15 protein-coding genes, 1 tRNA gene and 1 pseudogene are annotated in these 20,120 nt (G+C 70.1%); 8 read left to right on the top strand and 9 right to left on the bottom strand.

From position 1 onward, the window contains the following. On the top strand, positions 1–871 hold an 871-nt coding region (locus ACFWM7_RS21520; protein WP_383262955.1), incomplete at its 5' end, for a chitinase. Positions 872–1,024: 153 nt separating this feature from the next. Here the strand turns inward: ACFWM7_RS21520 and ACFWM7_RS21515 are convergent. From ACFWM7_RS21515 to aspT (ACFWM7_RS21505), 3 genes are read right to left on the bottom strand one after another with little or no spacing between them, the layout of a single operon-like run. Then, positions 1,025–2,692: a bifunctional aspartate transaminase/aspartate 4-decarboxylase gene (locus ACFWM7_RS21515; RefSeq protein ID WP_383262953.1), complete on the bottom strand. Its 1,668-nt coding sequence runs from the start codon at positions 2,690–2,692 to the stop codon at positions 1,025–1,027. Positions 2,693–2,713: 21 nt separating this feature from the next. Next, positions 2,714–4,417, bottom strand: coding sequence for an aspartate-alanine antiporter (gene aspT / locus ACFWM7_RS21510; RefSeq protein ID WP_383262951.1), 1,704 nt, complete (start codon positions 4,415–4,417; stop codon positions 2,714–2,716). A 1-nt stretch (position 4,418) separates the two neighbouring features. Beyond that, complete coding sequence (gene aspT, locus ACFWM7_RS21505) at positions 4,419–6,095, bottom strand: aspartate-alanine antiporter (protein ID WP_383262949.1); 1,677 nt, start codon at positions 6,093–6,095, stop codon at positions 4,419–4,421. Positions 6,096–6,331: 236 nt separating this feature from the next. Between aspT (ACFWM7_RS21505) and ACFWM7_RS21500 the strand changes: the two are divergent. The 6 genes and pseudogenes from ACFWM7_RS21500 to ACFWM7_RS21475 all read left to right on the top strand — a co-directional run. Further along, positions 6,332–7,498: pseudogene (locus tag ACFWM7_RS21500) on the top strand (ABC transporter substrate-binding protein); the annotation flags it as partial. 311 nt (positions 7,499–7,809) lie between these two features. Continuing rightward, positions 7,810–8,826 carry a carbohydrate ABC transporter permease gene (locus tag ACFWM7_RS21495; RefSeq protein ID WP_383262948.1) on the top strand — a complete coding sequence of 339 codons (1,017 nt, stop codon included), beginning with the start codon at positions 7,810–7,812 and terminating at the stop codon, positions 8,824–8,826. Then, on the top strand, positions 8,823–9,743 hold the full coding sequence (locus tag ACFWM7_RS21490; protein WP_383262947.1) for a carbohydrate ABC transporter permease: 921 nt from the start codon (positions 8,823–8,825) through the stop codon (positions 9,741–9,743). Before ACFWM7_RS21495 ends, ACFWM7_RS21490 begins: the two co-directional genes overlap by 4 nt. Positions 9,744–9,797: 54 nt before the next feature. Further along, complete coding sequence (locus tag ACFWM7_RS21485; RefSeq protein WP_383262945.1) at positions 9,798–11,279, top strand: GH1 family beta-glucosidase; 1,482 nt, start codon at positions 9,798–9,800, stop codon at positions 11,277–11,279. Positions 11,280–11,435: 156 nt separating this feature from the next. Then, a complete protein-coding gene (locus tag ACFWM7_RS21480) occupies positions 11,436–12,473 on the top strand; it encodes a LacI family DNA-binding transcriptional regulator (RefSeq protein ID WP_383262944.1) in 1,038 nt (345 codons plus the stop codon). Positions 12,474–12,661: 188 nt separating this feature from the next. Next, positions 12,662–13,246, top strand: coding sequence for a DUF4352 domain-containing protein (locus ACFWM7_RS21475; protein WP_383262942.1), 585 nt, complete (start codon positions 12,662–12,664; stop codon positions 13,244–13,246). Between the two features lie 90 nt (positions 13,247–13,336). On the opposite strand, the gene ACFWM7_RS21470 is transcribed toward ACFWM7_RS21475, so the two are convergent. The 3 genes from ACFWM7_RS21470 to ACFWM7_RS21460 all read right to left on the bottom strand — a co-directional run bounded on the left by ACFWM7_RS21470 (position 13,337) and on the right by ACFWM7_RS21460 (position 15,363). Next, positions 13,337–13,409, bottom strand: a tRNA-His gene (locus tag ACFWM7_RS21470). A gap of 120 nt (positions 13,410–13,529) precedes the next feature. Next, on the bottom strand, positions 13,530–14,135 hold the full coding sequence (gene orn / locus ACFWM7_RS21465) for an oligoribonuclease (RefSeq protein ID WP_205085034.1): 606 nt from the start codon (positions 14,133–14,135) through the stop codon (positions 13,530–13,532). Between the two features lie 10 nt (positions 14,136–14,145). Next, positions 14,146–15,363, bottom strand: a complete 1,218-nt coding sequence (locus ACFWM7_RS21460) for a helix-turn-helix domain-containing protein (RefSeq protein WP_383262940.1) — start codon at positions 15,361–15,363, stop codon at positions 14,146–14,148. A gap of 921 nt (positions 15,364–16,284) precedes the next feature. Between ACFWM7_RS21460 and ACFWM7_RS21455 the strand changes: the two genes are divergently transcribed. Next, positions 16,285–16,806, top strand: a complete 522-nt coding sequence (locus ACFWM7_RS21455; RefSeq protein ID WP_383262938.1) for a universal stress protein — start codon at positions 16,285–16,287, stop codon at positions 16,804–16,806. Between the two features lie 87 nt (positions 16,807–16,893). Here ACFWM7_RS21455 and glmS read toward each other — a convergent pair whose 3' ends face one another. The 3 genes from glmS to ACFWM7_RS21440 all read right to left on the bottom strand — a co-directional run bounded on the left by glmS (position 16,894) and on the right by ACFWM7_RS21440 (position 20,055). Next, the gene (gene glmS / locus ACFWM7_RS21450) at positions 16,894–18,723 is read right to left on the bottom strand and encodes a glutamine--fructose-6-phosphate transaminase (isomerizing) (protein ID WP_383262937.1); all 1,830 of its coding nucleotides are present in this window, start codon (positions 18,721–18,723) and stop codon (positions 16,894–16,896) included. Positions 18,724–18,798: 75 nt separating this feature from the next. Continuing rightward, positions 18,799–19,074, bottom strand: a complete 276-nt coding sequence (locus tag ACFWM7_RS21445) for a hypothetical protein (RefSeq protein WP_003968990.1) — start codon at positions 19,072–19,074, stop codon at positions 18,799–18,801. A gap of 87 nt (positions 19,075–19,161) precedes the next feature. After that, on the bottom strand, positions 19,162–20,055 hold the full coding sequence (locus ACFWM7_RS21440) for a DUF4429 domain-containing protein (protein ID WP_383262935.1): 894 nt from the start codon (positions 20,053–20,055) through the stop codon (positions 19,162–19,164). Between the last annotated feature and the right edge of the window lie 65 nt (positions 20,056–20,120).

Raw genomic sequence — 20,120 nt, 5'->3', positions numbered from 1 at the left:
CGTCGACACCTCGCTCAACCCCGCCTACGATCTCCTCGACACCGCCGCCAAGACCGGTGTGAAGGAGTTCCACCTCGCCTTCATCACCTCCGGCGGCGGCTGCGCCCCGCTCTGGGGTGGCGTCACCGGTCTCGGCGACGACCAGGTGGCATCCCGGATAGGGGCGTTGCGGGAGCAGGGCGGTGACGTCCGGGTCTCCTTCGGCGGTGCGGCCGGCGCCGAACTGGCCCTCAACTGCTCCTCCGCCGACGACCTCGCCGCCGCGTACGGCAAGGTCGTCGACGCCTACGACCTCACCAAGGTCGACTTCGACATCGAGGGCGCCGCCCTGCCCGACGCGGCCGCCAACACCCGCCGCTCCCAGGCCATCGCCCAGCTCCAGAAGACGTACCCCGACCTCGACGTCGCCTTCACCCTGCCCGTCATGCCCGAGGGGCTGACCCAGCCGGGAGTGGACCTGCTGGCCGACGCGGAGAAGAACGGCGTCCGCGTCGACGCGGTCAACATCATGGCGATGGACTACGGCCCCGCCTACAGCGAGGACATGGGCGAGTACGCGATCCAGGCGGCGACCGCCACCCAGGCCCAGATCAAGGGCGTCCTCGGCCTCTCCGACGCCGCCGCGTGGCAGGCCGTCGCGGTCACCCCGATGATCGGCGTCAACGACGTCGTCACCGAGACCTTCACCGTCGAGGACGCCGGCCAACTGGTGAAGTTCGCCGAGGAGAAGGGCATCGGCCGCCTCGCGATGTGGTCCGGCACCCGGGACAAGGCGTGCCCCGGCGGGCCCAAGCCGGAAGCGGACGCCACGTGCAGCTCGATCGACCAGGAGCCGCTGGCCTTCACGAAGGCGTTCGCGGCCTACCGGTAGCCCGCACGCCCTCTCGATCCACCGAGCCCCCCACTGCGCCCCGGCCGGGCCCCCCACCCCCGGCCGGGGCCGCCCCTACGTCCGGTGCCCGTGCCGGCGCCCACGCCCAAAAGATGTCCTCAAGCGCCGGACGGGCTGGTTCGGCGGGCGTCCTCAAGCGCCGGACGGGCCGGAGCCGCCCGCCCGCCACTCCTCCGCGTACGCGTCGAAGATCGCCCGCAGATGGTGGCCGATCTTCAGGTAGTCCAGGTCGTCCAGGTTGGCCAGCGACACCCGCACCGACCACTGAGGGCCGTCGAAGCCACCGCCGTTGAGCAGAACCACCGAGGTCTGCTCGGCCAGCCGGAACAGCGGGTCGACCGGCTCGTAGTTCTTCTCCAGGAAATCGGCGAACGGCTTTCCGTGGATCCGCTCCGCCTCGGCCAGCAGATCCAGTTCGATGTAGTACGCCGCCCGCTTCGGGTCCTCCGAGACCTTCATGTGCACGCCCTCAAGGAGGAGTTCGAGCCGCTGCCGCACGATCGCCCGGATCCGGTGCTTGTAGGCCTGCCCCTCGTCCAGCATGTCGAACAGCGAGAACAGCGCCATCATCACCTGCTGCGGCAGCGAAAGGCCCGCCGTGTGATTCAGCGCCACCTGCCGTGAGTCCGCCACCAGCCGGTCGATGAAGCGGATCTTCTCCGGCTCCAACGAAAGCGTCCCGTAACGCCTGTTGAGCCGGTCCTTCTGCGCCCGGTCCTGCCCCGCCAGCATCGCGTCGATCACGTTGTCGTCGTGCAGCGCGATCACCCCGAGCCGCCAGCCGGTCGCCCCGTAGTGCTTGGAGTAGGAGTAGACGAGGAGCGTGTTGCGCGGCAGGTCGGCGGCGAGCGAGCGGAAGCCCTCCACGAACGTCCCGTACACATCGTCGGTCACGATGATCAGGTTCGGGTTCTGCTCGCCGACGATCGAGACGATCTGCTCGGAGACCCGGGTGGAGAGCGCCAGCGACGGCGGGTTGCTCGGGTTCACACAGCAGACCAGCTTCACCGAGGGGTCCGCGAGCTTGGCGACCTCCTCCTCCGGATAGCGCCACTGCCGCACCCCGGTCTCGGTGAACAGGCTCGCCTCCACCCGCACCACGTCGAAGTCGTACGTGTCCAGCTCCGGGATCTCCAGATACGGGGTGAACACCGGCACCATCAGGGCGATCCGGTCGCCCTTCTCCAGGATCCCGTTCTTCATCAGCGAGTCGAAGATGTAGCACATCGCCGCCGTGCCGCCCTCGGTGGCGAACAGGCTCAGCGACTGCCCCTCCGGCGGCCGGTGGTCGAACATCTCGTCCACGACGTAGCCGCGCACGATCTCCTCGGTGTGGCGCAGGATCCGGTCCGGCACCGGGTAGTTGTCCCCGATCGAGGAGTCCGCCAGCTCGTGCACGAACGCGTCCCGGTCGAAGCCGAACCGCTTCACCGCCAGGTCCACGCTCGCCTTCAGCAGCTCGATGCCCGGCAGCTCCGGGTGCGTACGGACGAAGTGCTCGAAGCGCTCCGCACACCCCGACTGCTCCGGCATACCGCCCAGGTTGTCGGCCGTCCACACCCGCCGGGACTCCGAGATCGCGAAGTAGCCGAGCGCGTGGTACGCCTCGCGGGGCCCCGTGGCGACCCAGTTCGGGTTGCCGCGGCCCGCGTTCAGCATCGTCCGCGTCGACTGCCCCTTCTGGCCCGGCTGATCGCGCTGCGCGGCCGTCGCGATCTGGATGAACTTGTCCTTCAGCTCGAAGGGGGAGAGCTGGGCGAACGACCGGATCTCTTCACGGCTGAGGCTGGTCTTGGGCATGGGGTGTCCACTCCGTTACGGTCAGTGGTTGAGCAGGACGATCACGGCGCCCCACACCGTCAGCAGGACGTTGCCGACGGCGTACGGGATGGTGTAGCCGAGTGTGGGGATCTGGGACTTCGAGGTCTCGTTGACGGCGCCGATGGCCGCCGTGGTGGTCTGGCCGCCCGCCAGGACGCCCATCAGGATCGGGAAGCGGATCCTCTGCACGTGGTGCCCGACCAGGAAGCCCACGATCAGCGGGACGACGGTGGCGACCGCGCCCAGCAGCAGCAGACCCCAGCCGGCCGAGGAGAGACCGCTGGTGAAGCCGGGCCCGGCGTTGATGCCGACGACGGCCACGAACAGGCAGAGCCCGAAGGTGTCCATGAACCACTGCGCGCCCGGCGGTACGTTCCCGTACGTCGGGTACTTGCCGCGGATCCAGCCGAAGACCAGCCCCATGATCAGGCCGCCGCCGGAGGTGGACAGCGAGATCGGCACCCCGCCCGCCGTCAGCGCCGGGATGCCGATGCAGCCGCCGAGGAAGATGCCGAGGCCGACCCAGACCATGTCCGTCGCGAAACTCGTCGGCACGGGCTTGCCGAGCGCCTTCCCCGCCGGGCCGACCAGACGCTCCGGACCGGTGAGGATCAGCGTGTCGCCGCGCTCCAGCTTCGTGGACAGGCGGTACGGGAAGAGGGCCCCCGCCCGGTACAGCTTGTCGATGTACACGCCGACCATGAACGGCTCCCGCCGCACCTCCTCCACGGTCCGGCCGAGCTGCGCCTTCTCCGAGACGACGACGTGCAGCGTCTCGGTGCGGTAGCCGAGCAGCGCGACGTCGTCGGCCTCGGACCCGATGTGCGTACGGGCGTCGAAGTCCACCAGGTCGCCCCGGATCGCGCTGACCGCGACGGTGTCGCCGAGCCGCAGGGTGCGGGACTGGTCGTGCTCCAGCACCGTCCCGTCCCGGCGGACCCCGGTGAGGTACACCCTGCGGCCCAGCGCCTTCTGCTGCTCCTCGAAGTCCGCCACCGACCGGCCCACCAGATCCGGGCGCTGGACGCTGTACGCGCGCAGGACCACCTCGTAGTAGCCCTCGCCCTCGTCCGGGCTCTCGTCCGGCGCGTCCAGCTCCGCCGCGAGCTCCGCGCTCTCCTTCGCCAGGTCGCGGCGGTAAAGCCGGGGCAGCACATTGGCCAGGAGCATCGCGCACAGGATCGTGCCCAGCGGATACGTCACCGCGTACCCGACGGCGACCAGGTTCTCCTCGGTCTTCACCTCGTCGGCCGACAGCCCCGGCAGCGTACCGATCGCGTCCTGGGCGACACCGATCGCCGCCGACTGGGTCAGCGCCCCGCTCATCAGGCCGGCGCCGAGCCCGGGACCGTAACCGAGCAGGTGCGCGAAGAGCCACGACACCAGCAGCCCGGTCACACAGACGACCACGGCGTTGACGACCTGCGGCAGGCCGTCCTTCCGGAGCCCCCGGAAGAACTGCGGACCCACCCGGTAGCCCAGGGCGAACAGGAACATGATGAAGAAGAGGTTCTTCACCGTGTCGTCGATCTGGACCTTGAACTGGGCCCCGAGCAGCAGACCGGCCACCAGACAGCCCGTCACCGCGCCCAGCGCGATCGCCCGGTAGCGGACCTTCCCGAGCAGGAAGCCGAACGCCACCACGAGGAAGACGAGCAGTTCGGGGTGGGGCTGGAAGATGTTCCGGTTCAGGAAGTCGATCACGTCAGGCCCCCAGCACGCCGACGAGGAGGGGACCGGTCAGCGGCAGCAGGAAGTTGGAGAGCGTGTACGTGATCGTGTAGCCGAGGAGCGGGACCGAGCTCTGGGCCACCTGGGTGATGGAGGTGATCGCCGGGGTCGAGCACTGCTGTCCGGCGATGGCGCCGATCAGCAGCGGCTTCTCGATCTTCAGCAGCTTGCGCCCGACGACCAGTGAGATCGTCGCCGGGACCAGCACCATCGCGATGCCCGCGAACGGCAGCAACGCCCCGTACTCCTTCAGCAGCGGCCAGGCCTGCGGGCCCGCCGCCAGTCCCGTACACGCGATGAAGACGGCCAGGCCCATGTCCTTGAGGGTGGTCGCGGCCTGGGGCGGGAACGCCCCGAAGGTCTGGCTGCGGGAGCGGAACCAGCCGAAGACAAGACCCGAGACCAGACAGCCGCCGCCGGTGCCGAGCGACATCGGGACGTCGCCGAGCTTGACGACGATCTGGCCGAGCAGGGAGCCCGCCACAATGCCGAAGCCCAGGTAGATGAAGTCGGTGGCGTCGTTCTTCACCACCGCGCCGAGCTTCGCGACGAGCCGGTTCAGCCCGCCCCGGGCGCCGACCAGGGTGAGCACGTCGCCCCGGGCGAGGACCGTCTCCCCGCCGGCGGGCAGGTGCTGGTCGTTGCGGAGCACATCGGTGACGTAGACGCCGTCCTTGCGGAACTCCGGATGGCGCTTCTCCAGCCGGGCGATGGTCGCGCCGATCGTCTCCTTCTCGGTCACGGCGACCTGACTGGTGGCCAGCGGGGTGTCGAGCCCCGGCACGGCCGGGGTCTCCGGACCGATCTCCCGACCCGCGTCGATGATCGCCGCCCGCTCCCCGACCACCTGGATCAGGTCGCTGAGCGTCAGCTCCAGACCGGGGGAGGGCGTCAGCAGCTTGCTGCCGCGCTTGACCCCCTCGACGGTGATCCGGCCGCCCATGGCGCTCTGAAGATCACCGACGGTCCGCCCGTCCGCCCGCGTCACCAGATACGTGCGGCCGACCATGCCCGGCAGCGCCTCGCGCTCGTCGGACTCCAGCCCCGCCTGGCCGCCGCGCATCTTCTCCCACAGCTCGCGCGAGGCGTCCGCCAGGTCGATGCGCAGCAGCATCGGCATGATCTGACTGGTGAAGAGGACGATGGTGATCAGGCCGAACAGGTAGCAGACCGTGTAGGCGGTGGCCACGTGCCCCTGGTACTGGGTGATCTGCTCGGAGGTCAGGTCGCTGAGCTTCCCGATCGCCTCGGTGGCCGTGCCCACGACGGCGGACTCGGTGGCCGCGCCCGCCAGGATCCCGGAGGCGGTGCCCACGTCCAGGTCGAAGGCCTTGGCGAGCCCGAAGGCGATCCCGAGGACGCAGACCAGCTCGATCAGGCAGAGCGTGAAGAAGCGCAGGCTCTTGCGGTTGAGGTTGGCGAAGAACTGCGGCCCGGCCATGTAGCCGAGCGAGAAGATGAACAGCGCGAAGAAGACCGTCTTGACGTCGTCGTCGACGCTGACGTGTCGGGTGCCGATCAGCAGCGACACGATCAGGGTGCCGCAGATACCGCCGAGCGTGATCGGGCCGATGCGGAGCTTGCCGACGAGATAGCCGGCCGCGAGGCAGAAGAAAAGGGCCAGTTCGGGATGGTCGCGCAGGACGCCCATCCCGCCTCACTCACCGTGGCTGGTGTCGGCGACCAGGACGATCAAAAGGTACATAAGGGAGAAATTAACAGGGGTGAGGTGGCCGGGCACCCCACCCGGCCCGGGTTGCCCCCGTTCACCTTCCGACGGAAGAGGCGCCCGAGCGCCCCTCGGTGACGCGCCGGACATCCTTCGGCAACGGAATCGTCTTCAACTCTTGACACCCACCCCCTGGAGGCAGGAACCTTCCGGCAACGATGCATGGGAGCGCTCCCATGCGCCATTGCCGGACCCCCGGAACAAGGAGCAGTGGAATGCGCATCACCCGCAGCGTCGCCCGCCGACGCCCGAGAACCGCCGTCGTGGCCACCACGGGCCTCACGGCCGCCGCCCTCCTCCTCACCGGATGCGGCGGCGGCTCGTCCGACTCGGACAAGGGAGCCGACGCGAACGGCAACATCACCCTGACCGTCGCCGACTTCGGGCAGTTCGGGTACAAGGAGGCCGGGCTCTTCGAGAAGTACCACGAGCTGAACCCGAAGATCACGGTCAAGGAGGACACCACCGCCGAGGAGAAGAACTACTACCCCAAGCTCCTCCAGCAGCTGAACTCCGGCAGCGGTCTCGCCGACGTCCAGGGCATCGAGGTCGGCCGGATCAAGGAGATCGTCGACACCAAGGCGGACTCCTTCGCCGACCTCTCCAAGACCATCGGCGTGGACGAGTGGGTGTCGTGGAAGGCGAAGCAGGCCACCGCCCCCAGCGGTGCGGTCATCGGCGCGGGCACCGACATCGGCCCCATGTCCCTCTGCTACAACCGCGAGCTGTTCGAGAAGGCCGGGCTGCCCACCGACCGCGCCGAGGTCGCGAAGCTGACCGAGGGCGGCTGGGAGGACTTCCTCGCACTCGGCGAGCAGTACAAGAAGAAGGCCCCGGCCGGCACGTACTTCATGGACTCCGCGAGCGCCATGTTCAACGCCGTCGTCAGCTCCAGCCCCGAGCAGTATTACGACGCGAGCGGCAAGCCCGTCTACAAGGACAGCGCCAGCGTCAAGAAGGGCTGGGAGCTCGCCGCCGAGGCCGCGTCCAAGAAGCTGACGCAGGGCCTGGCCCAGTTCGAGGACCAGTGGCAGGCCGCCCTGCGCAAGAGCACCGTCGCCACCGTCGTCTGTCCCGCCTGGATGGCCGGCCAGATCTCCACGTACGCCGGTGACGCCAACAAGGGCAAGTGGGACATCACCAGCGCCCCCGGCAACACCGCCGCCAACTGGGGCGGCTCCTTCCTCGCCGTCCCCAAGTCCGGGAAGAACGTCGACGAGGCCACCAAGCTCGTCAAGTGGCTGACCGCCCCCGAGCAGCAGGCCGCCGTCTTCAAGGCGATCGGCGTCTTCCCGTCCAACCAGGGCGCCTACGAACTGCCCGACGTGAAGAACGCGACCCTGCCGTACTTCAACGACGCCCCCATCGGCCAGATCTACGCCGACGGCGCGAAGTCCATCCCCGAGGCGGTCCTCGGCCCGAAGGACGGCGTGATCAAGGACTCCATCTCCACCCAGATCAACAACATGGAACAGCGCGGCACCAGCCCCGACGACGCCTGGGACGCGGCCGTGCGGACGATCGACAAGGCCATCGGCTGACCCTGATCCGCCCTCCGGGGCGGGCGGCGACCGCCCCGCCCGCCCCGGCCCGACCGCCCGACTCCCAGCCGCACCCAGGGAAGGACTCCCCGCCCGTGGCAACCTCGACCCCCACCCGGGATGCGTACGCGAAAGCGCCCCGCCCATCGAAGAAGGAACCGACCGACGAGCGACGGCAGATGTGGCGCAGCCGGCTGTGGCGGTTCGACGACAAGGCGTCCCCGTACGCGTACATAGCGCCGTTCTTCCTGATCTTCGGGGCCTTCGGCCTCTACCCGCTGCTCTACACCGGCTGGATCGCGCTGCACCGGGTCTCGATGACCGGCCTGGACTCCATGGAGTGGGTGGGCTGGGAGAACTTCGACAAGATCCTGAACGACCCGGAGTTCTGGACCTCGGTCAGCAACACCTTCCTGATCGGCGTCATCTCCACCGTCCCGCAGCTCCTGATGGCCCTCGGCCTCGCCCATCTCCTCAACTACCGCCTGCGCGCCAGCACGTTCTGGCGCACGATCATCCTCACCCCGTACGCGACCTCGGTCGCCTCGGCCGCCCTCGTCTTCGCGCTGGTCTTCCGGGCGGACGGCGGACTGCTCAACTGGACGCTCGGCCTCGTCGGCTTCGACCCGGTCAACTGGGCCAACGGACACTGGACGTCGAAGCTCGCGATCTCGATCATCGTGATCTGGCGGTGGACCGGCTACAACGCGCTGATCTACCTCGCCGCCATGCAGGCCGTCCCCAACGACCTCTACGAGGCGGCCTCGTTGGACGGGGCGTCGCGCTGGCAGCAGTTCCGCAAGGTCACCATCCCCTCGCTGCGGCCGACGATCCTGTTCACCATCGTCATCTCCACCATCGGCTCCATGCAGCTGTTCGGCGAGCCGCTGCTGCTGGAGGGCGGTGCGATGGGCGCCACCGGCGGCAACGAGAACCAGTACGAGACGCTCAGCATCTACCTCTACAACTACGGCTGGAACCTCGGACATCTCGGTCCGGCGGCAGCCGTGGCCTGGGCGATGCTCGCGCTCCTGCTGCTCATCGCCGCGGCCAACTGGATCGTCGGCCGATTCTTCCGCACGTCCGCGGTCCGACCGGGAGCGCCCTCATGACCCTGACCAGCCCCACGCCCACGGCCCCCGTGAAGCTCGCGCCGACCTCGAAGAACGGCGGGCCCTCCCGCCCGAGCCGCTTCCGGATGGGCGCCGGCCAGCAGCTGAAGGGCGGGCCCTTCGCCTACGTCGCGCTCGCCGTCGTAGGCTTCGGCTCGCTGCTGCCGCTCTACTGGACCCTGGTGGCGGCCTCCCGCACCCAGGACGAAGTCCTCGCCTCCACACCGCCGTTCCTCCCGGGCGGCAAGCTGCTGGAGAACGTCCAGACGGCCTGGGAGCAGGCCAACCTCGGCAAGGCGATCGTCAACAGCATCATCGTCTCGTCCTCGATCACCCTCGCCACGCTGTTCTTCTGCACGCTCGCCGGTTACGCGTTCGCCAAGATGCGCTTCCGGGGCCGCGGCTGGCTGATGACCGCGGTGATCGCCACCCTCACCATCCCGCCGCAGCTCAGCGTCGTCCCGCTGTTCATGATGATGTCCGGCCTCGGCTGGGGCGGGCAGCTCGAATCGGTGATCTTCCCGACGCTGGTGAGCGCGTTCGGCGTGTTCTTCATGCGCCAGTACCTGATCGAGGCGCTGCCGTACGAGCTGATCGAGGCGGCCAAGATCGACGGCGCGAACAACTTCCGTATCGTGCGCAGCATCGTGCTGCCGGTGGCGCGCCCCGCGATGATGGTGCTCGGGATGCTCACCTTCGTCCAGGCGTGGAACGACTTCTTCTGGCCCTACCTGGCCCTCAACCAGCAGAACCCGACCCTTCAGGTGGCCCTCGGCCAGCTCAGCGCCTCGTACACCCCCGACCAGTCCATCGTCATGGCGGGCGCGCTGATCAGCACGCTGCCGCTGCTGGTGGTGTTCGTGGTCTTCGGCAAGAAGATCGTCGGCGGGATCATGTCCGGCGCGGTCAAGGGCTGACGGCCTTCACCCCTCCATCCCCACCCCTCACCTTCCCCTAGGGAGCGCTCCCACATGACAGCCGTCCGACCCGACGTCCGCCCCGACACGGTCCCGCAGCCGGCCCCCGCCGCCACACCCCGCTTCCCGACCGGCTTCCTGTGGGGCGCGGCCACCGCCGCGTACCAGGTGGAGGGCGCCGCCCGCGAGAGGGGCCGCACCCCCTCCATCTGGGACACGTTCAGCCACACCCCCGGCAAGGTCCTGAACGGCGACACCGGGGACGTGGCCGCCGACCACTTCCACCGCTACCGCGACGACGTCGCCCTGATGAAGCGCCTCGGCCTCCAGGCGTACCGCTTCTCCATCTCCTGGTCCCGCGTCCAGCCCACCGGCCGGGGCCCCGCGATCGAGCGCGGCCTGGACTTCTACCGCTCGCTCGTCGACGAGCTGCTGGCGGCCGGCATCATGCCCGTCGCCACGCTCTACCACTGGGACCTGCCCCAGGAGCTGGAGGACGCGGGCGGCTGGCCCGAGCGCGCGACGGCCGAACGGTTCGCGGACTACGCGGCCATCATGGCCCGCGCGCTCGGCGACCGGGTCGCGATGTGGACCACGCTGAACGAGCCCTGGTGCTCGGCCTTCCTCGGTTACGGCTCCGGGGTCCACGCCCCCGGCCGCACCGAACCGGCCGCCGCGCTGCGGGCCGCCCACCACCTCAACCTGGCCCACGGCCGGGCGACCGAGGCGCTGCGCGCCAACCTCCCCGCTGCCGCGCAGACCTCGGTCACCCTCAACCTCCACCAGGTGCGCCCGCTGACCGACAGCGCGGCGGACGCGGACGCGGCCCGCCGGATCGACGCGGTGGGCAACCGGATCTTCACGGGCCCGATGCTGCACGCCGCCTACCCGGAAGACCTCCTGACCGACACCGAACGCATCGTCAACTGGCCCGAGTTGATCCACGAGGGCGACCTCGCCGCCATCGCGGCCCCGATCGACGTCCTCGGCGTCAACTACTACACGCCCACCATCGTGTCGACGCCCGCCGACGGCGCCGGGGACACCCGCAACGACGGCCACGGCAGCAGCGAGCACTCCCCGTGGCCCGGTTCGGAGCACGTGGCGTTCCACCTGGCCGAGGGCAAGCCGCGCACCGCCATGAACTGGTCGGTCGACCCGAACGGCCTGCACGCCCTCCTCATGGACGTCTCGCGCGAGCACCCGGACCTGCCGCTGATGGTGACCGAGAACGGGGCCGCCTTCGACGACGCCCCGGACGCGGACGGCCGGGTCCACGACCCCGAGCGGATCGCCTATCTGCACGGCCACCTGGAGGCGGTCCGCCGGGCGGCGGCCGAGGGGGCGGACGTGCGGGGTTACTTCCTCTGGTCGCTGATGGACAACTTCGAGTGGGGCTACGGCTATGCGAAGCGTTTCGGCGCGGTGTACGTCGACTACGCGACCCAGCGCCGTACGCCGAAGTCCAGCGCGCACTGGTACGGCGAGGTGATCGCCCGCCACGCGCTGCCCCCGGCGTCCGGCCCGGCCGCCTGACCCAGGGGCGTGGGCCCCGGTAACCCCGACCGGGGCCCACCCTCCTGAAGTGGGAGCGCTCCCACCCCCCTGCCCGTACCCCCGCCGGGATGATCGTTCCAGGACTTGGATTGACGTTACGGCTGTGAGAAATTGACCGGGAACGGGGAGGCAGCCATGGCGGCAGCGCGAGTACGGAGCGGCGGGCGGCCCACGCTCGAAGAGGTGGCGGCACGGGCCGGTGTCGGCCGGGGCACCGCCTCGCGGGTCATCAACGGCTCACCCCGGGTCAGCGAGGCGACCCGCCAGGCGGTCGAGGCGGCCGTGGCCGAGCTGGGCTACGTCCCCAACCGCGCCGCCCGCGCCCTGGCGGGCAACCGCACCGACGCCATCGCGCTGGTCGTGCCCGAGCCCGAGACCCGCTTCTTCGCCGAACCGTACTTCTCCGCGATAGTGCGCGGCGTAGGCGCGGCCCTGGCCGACACCGAGATGCAACTGCTCCTCACCCTCGTCGGCAGCGACCGCGAGCGCCGCCGCCTTGCCCAGTACCTCACCGCCCACCGCGTCGACGGCGTCCTCCTGGTGGCCGTGCACGCGGACGACCCGCTGCCGGAGCTGCTGGAACAGCTCGGCATGCCCTGCGTGATCAGCGGCGCCCGGCACGCGGCCGAGACGCTGCCCTCGGTCGACTCCGACAACTTCGAGGGCGCCAGGGCCGCCGTGGACCACCTGATCTCCCGGGGCCGCAGCCGGATCGCCACGATCACCGGCCGTCTGGAGGTCTACGGGGCCCAGCGCCGCCTGGACGGCTACCGCGCGGCGATCTCCGCCGCTGGCCTGGCCCCCGACGAACGCCTCATCGTCCCCGCCGACTTCACCGAGGAGGGCGGTGCCAGGGCCATGCGCGACCTCTTGGCCCGCCGCCCCGGCCTGGACGCGGTCTTCGTCGCCTCCGACGTGATGGCCGCCGGCGCCCGCCAGGTCCTGCGCGAGGCGGACCGCCGCATCCCCGAGGACGTGGCACTGGTCGGCTTCGACGACTCGGTGGTCGCCCGCCACATGCACCCGGCCCTCACGAGCGTCCGCCAGCCCATAGAGGAGATGGGCCGCCGCATGGCCCAGCTCCTCCTGGACGAGATCGCGGGCCGAGCCCCCGGCGACGAGCGCCCTTCGGTGGTGCTGCCCACGGAACTGGTGGTCCGCGACTCGTCGTGACCGGTGCGGCGGCGGCCGTGGCGGTGATGGTGTGTCGCGCAGGTGTTCGCCCGTCCGAGCGGAATACGGTCGTGTGTTCACATGATCTCCGCTTTTTGGTCACAACTCCGTCACCACCGGAACATCCTGCTCCCCGACTTCCCGCGTCTCGTTACGTTCATGGCTCCACGAGCACCCTTGGGGGACGCATGTCGTATCAGCAGCCGCAGCAGCAGCCCGGATGGGGGCAGCCGCCGTCGGCGCCCAAGAAGAGCGGCGCTGGAAAGATCATCGGCTTCGGGTGTCTGGGCGTCGTCGGCTTGTTCATCCTCATCGCCGTCATCAGCACGGTCGCCACCGGTGGTGACGACACCGCCACGACGAGCGGCAAGCCCCCGGCCGCAGCGGGTGACGCCAAACCCGGAAAGGGCGCCGATGCCGCAGCTGAGCGGGGGCCGGCGGAGACGGCGCCGGTGACGGTCACCGCGAAGGCCGTCGACTTCAAGAAGAGCGTCCTGGCCCAGGGCGACGACTACACGAGCGTCCAGGTCACCATCGGGAACAACAGCGAGCAGGATCTCGACATCAACCCGCTGTACGTGACGATCACCGACACCGACGGCGGTAAGCACACCGCCGAACTCGGCGTGGATGAGGATCAGATCGATGTGGTCACGCTCACACCCGGGGAGAACGTCACCGGGACCGTCACCGGTAAGGGCGTGTTCGACGCCAAGTACGTGACGTACACCGACGGTCTCATCGGAGACAGCGTCCGCGGCGACGTCTCCTGAGGGGCGGCCACCACCTCGGCGCACCCGCTGACCCGGCGCACCGCCGAAAGCAGAAGGGCCCCGGTCCGAAGACCGGGGCCCTTCCTTCAGGGTGAGTAACGGGACTTGAACCCGCGACATCCTGGACCACAACCAGGTGCTCTGCCAGCTGAGCTATACCCACCATGTCGCCCGGTCGTTTCCGACCGGCCGAGAAAAAGTGTACAGGGTCCGGGAGGGTGCTCGCGCCCCCGTTTCCCGGGGCCGGTCCGCGGGCGCTTTCACGCCCGTGACCAGCGGGTTCCTACGGTGCGGCCGGGGCCGACAGGCGTGCCGCGATCTCCTTGGCGCGCTCCGAGTCCGGGCCGGGCTGCGGGACGAAGACCGCTTCTCGGTAGTAGCGGAGCTCCGTGATGGAGTCACGGATGTCCGCCAGCGCCCGGTGGTTGCCGTTCTTGTCCGGGCTGTTGAAGTACGCCCGGGGGAACCAGCGCCGGGCCAGCTCCTTGACCGAGGACACGTCCACGATCCGGTAGTGCAGGTAGCTCTCCAGATCCCGCATGTCCCGCGCCAGGAAGCCGCGGTCGGTACCGACCGAGTTTCCGCAGAGCGGGGCCTTGCCGGGCTCCTTCACGTGCTCGCGGACGTAGGCCAGGACCTGCTCCTCGGCGTCCGCCAGGGTGGTGCCCCCGGCCAGCTCGTCGAGGAGGCCCGAGGCGGTGTGCATCTGCCGCACCACCTCGGGCATGGTCTCCAGGGCCGCGTCCGGCGGGCGGATCACGATGTCCACCCCTTCGCCGAGCACGTTCAGCTCCGAGTCGGTGACCAGGGCGGCCACCTCGATGAGTGCGTCGTCCGTCAACGAGAGCCCGGTCATCTCGCAGTCGATCCACACCATGCGGTCGTTCATGGGCCCCACCCTACGGGGCACTCCGCTGTCCCGGCAGGGCCGGGCGTCCGGGAGCGTACGCGTCAGGACCGGGGAGGGAGTGCTCCCCGGGGCCCATCGAAGCCGCCACGGCGACCGGTGCGGCGGACAGGGGCGAACCCCGGCGTCCGGACGGCGGCCCCTGGCTGGGCACCATCGTCTCGACCACCGTCGCGGCGCTCTCCGCCACCCCCTGCGGACGACGGGCCCGGTAGGCGGCCCGGTACGCGGCGGGGGAGGAGCCGAGCTGGCGGCGGAAGTGCCCGCGCAGCGCGACCGGTGAGCGGAAGCCGCAGCGGCCGGCGACCTCGTCGACCGAGTAGTCGGAGGTCTCCAGCAGCCGCTGTGCCTGAAGCACCCGCTGGGTGATCAGCCACTGGAGCGGTGCGCTGCCGGTGAGCGAACGGAACCTGCGGTCGAAGGTCCGCCTGCTCATGTAGGCGCGCGCCGCGAGCGTCTCCACGTCGAACTGCTCGTGCAGATGCTCCAGGGCCCAGGCCACGACCTCGGCGAGCGGGTCGGACCCGATCTCCTCCGGTAAAGACCTGTCCAGGTAGCGCTCCTGCCCGCCACTGCGCCGCGGCGGCACGACGAGCCGGCGGGCGAGCGCGCCCGCGGCCTCCGTGCCGTGGTCGGTGCGGACTATATGGAGGCAGAGATCGATCCCGGCGGCCGTGCCGGCCGAGGTGAGCACATCGCCGTCGTCCACGAACAGCTCGCGCGGATCGACGTGCACCGACGGATAGCGCTTGGCCAGCGTCGGCGCGTACATCCAGTGGGTGGTGGCCGGCCGGCCGTCCAGCAGGCCGGCGGCCGCGAGCACGAAGGCTCCCGTGCACAGTCCGACGATGCGGGCGCCCTCCTCGTGGGCGCGCCGCAGCGCGTCCAGTGCCTCGGCGGGCGGCGGCGAGGTGATCGACCGCCAGGCGGGCACCACCACGGTGCCGGCCCTGCTGATCGCCTCCAGGCCGTACGGCGCGGTGAGTTCGAGCCCACCGGTGGTGCGCAGCGGTCCTTCCTCGCCCCCGCAGACCAGCAGGCGGTAGCGGGGAACTCCCGCGTCCTGCCGGTCGATCCCGAAAACGGAGAGCGGGATGGAGCTCTCGAAGATAGGGCCGCCGCTGAACAGCAGCACGGCAACGACTTCCCGGCGTCGCCGCCCGGTCAGCTTGCGTGCGGCCTCCGTCGCGGTGGCGGAGTCCTGGCTCATGACGCTAAGCCCCCCTCGGTGTTCGCGTCTCCCTGGTCCTTACGGGCCTGCCGCTCCTGCACGTTTCCCCTCGGTTTCGCACGGTTCCCCAGCCCCCGATTTTCAAGATCGAATCTACTGCGTCGCGTGGTCCCGCCGTGACACCTTCCCCCACCAGCTCAATGTCGATAAGGAAACGTGGCGTGAAGCGTTCGATCACGAAGCGTTCCACCTGCGAAGCGCACAGGGAAGTGCCCTTCGCCAACGTGGCCCGTCCGCGTCGGGTGAAAGCGTACCGCGCGGTCCGTTCCTGCCTGGTGGGCGGTGGGTTGTCCGGCCACCCCGCGAAGGGTTCGGCACTCAGGCGAAGTTGGCTGAAAACCATCGGTTGCGTGTGCTGTATCCGGTCACGCCGGGCGCACAACCGCCGTGAGGCGGCCGCGCCGGTGCGCTCCCTCGCGGCCGTGGACGGGTGGCGTGTTCGGGTCGGAGAGGGCGGTCACGCGGGGCGTTGTGGCGGAGGCGGGGGCAGGGTGCCGCAGGGTCGCGTCATCGGCCGCTGTGCCGGGGAACACGCGAACGACGGGTTTCGGGTCGTGTTCGGAGACGTGGCCAACAGGGACCGGGTGCGGGCTCCGTCGCCATCCTTCGCGGGCGGTCGCCGGCCCTCGCGAAAAACAGGACGCCCGACGGTGTTCGCCCCCTCCGAGGCCTTCCGAGGCCCGTGTACGACACAACCGGCATTGCCATCCCGGACAGGCTCGGGCATGCTCCCTCCAGCGTCACGCGCGCTTTTGCGGGGGTCTGGGCGGTGGAGGGGTGACGCCGTACCCTTGGGGGTATGGGGTTGGGAAGATGATTCCCGGACAGAGCTTCACCACCAGCTGATGCACCTCTCGAAACCGTTCCCTCCTCACGAGGACTCTCTTCGCCGAGACACCGATGGCCGGTCACGAAATCCCTGAACCCAAAGACCGCAAGCCGGTAGCCGACCCAGGGTCGGAGCCGCGGACGGTCGAAGAAGCACGCCATGCGTGCGATCCCGCCTTCCGGCACGGAGTCGTGGTCGGTTTCGACGGCTCCATGTCCAGTGAGCGGGCCCTCGCCTACGCCATCGGCATGGCCGGCCGCTCGCGCTCCGGCCTGATCATCGTGCATGTCGCCAACCGGCTGCCGACCACGGTCTGGGCGGGCTGCGAGCCCCCCGTCTTCGTCGACGTCCCCGACCACCGCACCGAGGTCCTCGGTCTGGAGCTGGCCTGCGCGGACTACCTCTCCGAGGTGCCCTGGGTGCTCGTCGAGCGCGGCGGCGACATCTGCCACGAGCTGGAGGAGGTCGGCCGGGAGTACGCCGCCGACGCCATCGTCGTGGGCTCCACGCACGGCATCGTCGGCCGGATCTTCGGCTCGGTGGCCGGCCGCCTCGCCCGCCGCGCGCAACGCCCCGTCATCGTCATCCCCTGAGGGGCCGCCAGAAGGCCCTGTGGCACCGCGCGTTGGGCCCCGTACCGTTTCATCGCGGTACGGGGCCCCACGTCTTTCTCCGGCCGCCTACTCGACCGTCACGGACTTCGCCAGGTTGCGCGGCTTGTCGATGTCCCGGCCCATCGCGAGGGCCGTGTGGTACGCGAACAGCTGGAGCGGGATGCCCATGAGGATCGGATCCAGCTCGTTCTCGTTCTTCGGCACGACGATGGTGTGGTCGGCCTTCTCCTGCACCTGGTGGGCCACGGCGAGGATGCGGCCGCTGCGGGCCTTGATCTCCTCCATCGCGGCGCGGTTCTTCTCCAGCAGGTCGTCGTCCGGCACGATCGCCACGGTCGGCATCGCGGGCTCGATCAGCGCGAGCGGTCCGTGCTTCAGCTCGGAGGCCGGGTAGGCCTCGGCGTGGATGTACGAGACCTCCTTCAGCTTCAGCGAGGCCTCGCGGGCCACCGGATAGCCGCGCACCCGGCCGATGAACATCATCGACTTGGCGTCCGCGTACTCCGCCGCGAGCCGCTTGATCTCGTCCTCGCCCGCCAGGATCTCGCTGATCTGCTCGGGCAGCCGGCGCAGCCCGTCGATGATCCGCTTGCCGTCCGCGACCGACAGGTCACGGATGCGGCCCAGGTGCAGCGCGAGCAGCGCGAAGGCGACCACCGTGTTGGTGAAGCACTTGGTGGAGACGACGCAGACCTCCGGGCCCGCGTGGACGTACGTACCGCCGTCGGCCTCCCGGGCGATCGCGGAGCCGACCACGTTGACCACGCCGAGGACCCGCGCGCCCTTGCGCTTCAGCTCCTGGACGGCGGCCAGCACGTCGTACGTCTCGCCCGACTGGGAGACCGCGACGTACAGGGTGTCGGGGTCCACGACCGGGTTGCGGTAGCGGAACTCGGAGGCCGGCTCGGCGTCGGCGGGGATGCGCGCCAGCTCCTCGATGAGCTGCGCGCCGATCTGGCCCGCGTGGTACGAGGTGCCGCAGCCGAGGATCTTGATCCGGCGGACCCCGCGCGCCTCGCGGGCGTCCAGGTTGAGGCCGCCCAGGTGCACGGTGGAGAACCGGTCGTCGATCCGGCCGCGCAGGACCCGGTCCACGGCGTCGGCCTGCTCGGAGATCTCCTTGTGCATGTACGTGTCGTGACCGCCCATGTCGTACGACTCGGCCTCCCACTCCACGGTGGTCGGCGTGGCCGTCGTGGTCGAGCCCTCCGTGGTGTACGTACGGAAGTCGTCGGCCTTCAGCGTGGCCATCTCGCCGTCGTCCAGCGTGACGACCTGGCGGGTGTGGGCGACCAGGGCGGCGACGTCGGAGGCGACGAACATCTCCTTCTCGCCGATGCCGAGGACGACCGGCGAGCCGTTGCGGGCGACCACGATGCGGTCGTTGAAGTCGGCGTGCAGCACGGCGATGCCGTACGTGCCCTCGACGTGGCGCAGCGCCTCGCGGACCTTCTCCTCCAGGGTGTCGGCCTGGGCGCGGGCGATCAGGTGGACCAGCACCTCGGTGTCGGTCTCCGAGAGGAAGACGACGCCGTCGGCGGTGAGCCGGGTGCGCAGCTCGGAGGCGTTGTCGATGATCCCGTTGTGGACGACGGCGACCTTGTTCTCCGCGTCCAGATGCGGGTGCGCGTTCTCGTCGCTCGGGGCGCCGTGGGTGGCCCAGCGGGTGTGGGCGATGCCGGTGGTGCCCGCGAACCGCTTGGGGACCTTGGCCTCCAGCTCACGGACCCGGCCCTTGGCCTTGACCATCTTCAGCGTGCCCGGCTTGCCCGCCGCCGCCTTGCCGGTGATGACGATGCCCGCGGAGTCGTAACCCCGGTACTCCAGCCGCTGCAGGCCCTCCAGCAGCAGCGGTGCCACATCACGCTTCCCGATGTATCCGACGATCCCGCACATGGATTCTCTGCCCCTCCATCGACGTACACGTACACACATGCGTTACGGCGCCCCGCGCACGGGCGCCCGGCCCGCTCAGCCGTAGACGATGCGGCGCAGCTGGCGGAGCGAGAGCTCCGGCGGCGCCACGGCGCGGTGCGGCAGCTCGGCCGCGATCCGCTCGAAGATCTCCGTGTTGACCAGGCCGCCGGACTGCAGTTCGCGGTGGCGGCGCCGGACGAAGTCGTCGGTGCTCTCGTCGAAGTACGCCAGCACGTCGAGGATCACCCGGGCCGCCTCGCCGCGCTGGAGCGCGGTGGAGCGTACGAGGTGATCGATGAGGTCGTCGTGCGACGAGCGGCGTTCAAGCACCCGTCGATATTGCGTGCCGGGGCGCGCTTATGCAAGAAATCTGCCCGATATCGGGCAGGGCGGTGCCGGAAAGGTCGCTCGATCGCCTCACATGCTCCGCAGAACGGCCTGCTTCGCGGTGCTGAACTCCTCGTCGGTGAGGACCCCGGCCCGGTGCAGCTCGCCCAGCTCCCGCAGCCGCCGCAGCAGCGCGTCGTGGTCGCCCGCGGGTGGGGTGGCCGGCGCGGCGGCGGGCTCGGCCGCCTTGGTCAGGGCCGGGGGGGCCTCCGGCGCGTCCAGGGCGGCCCGGGCCCCGGGCAGCCGCATCAGCACCGCCGCCGCGACCAGGACCGCGGTGTGCTCCTTCTTGGAGATCCCCCACAGGTCCAGGGCGTACGTGTCGTACTTCGGCGGGGTGGAGACGGGCCCCTCGACCGGCTCGAAGCGCAGATAGCCGTTCTCCAGACCGATCGAGGGCAGCCACCGCACGCCCGCGATCCGCGACAGCGGGAAGGTGGACGCGCCCCCGGCCGTCTTGGACTCCTCGGCCTTCCAGTTCCAGGTCAGCCGGACGCTCTCGCCGTCGAAGGACGCCGTGCCGTCACCGCCCCCGCCCGAGACCGGCAGGGTGGGGCCGGGCAGCAGGAAGCGGTCGACCGGGCCTTCCGGCACCTGCTCGATCAGCAGCGCGTTGCGGACCTCGTCGACGAAATACTCCGCGACCCCCGTGCGGTCCTTCTCCACGACCAGCACGTAGGGGTCGGCGCCGTCCTTGAGCCTGCCGTCGGCGGCCCGCAGCACCGGGCAGGCGCCGCCGCGCAGCCGCAGCCGCAGCCGTCCGCCCTTGCGGTCCGGTTCGAACGAGATGCCCGCCACCGCCTCCAGGGGGACGGCGATCTCACCCAGCTCCTGCCGGACCGGGTGCGCCTTTCCTCCCGGCACGATCCGCACGGTGTCCCCGTCGAACGTCCATGTTCCGTCCCGCTGGATGATTTCTGCCATGGCCCCGATTCTGCCAGCCTGCCGCCGTCGGGGAAGGGGTGAGCGCCCGAGGGACCGTCCTCGGG

The organism is Streptomyces sp. NPDC058375, assembly GCF_042723425.1.
Lineage (GTDB): Bacteria > Actinomycetota > Actinomycetes > Streptomycetales > Streptomycetaceae > Streptomyces > Streptomyces durocortorensis.
The sequence above is the reverse complement of the archived record's forward strand: the minus strand, read 5'-3'. Positions and strand labels throughout refer to the sequence as shown.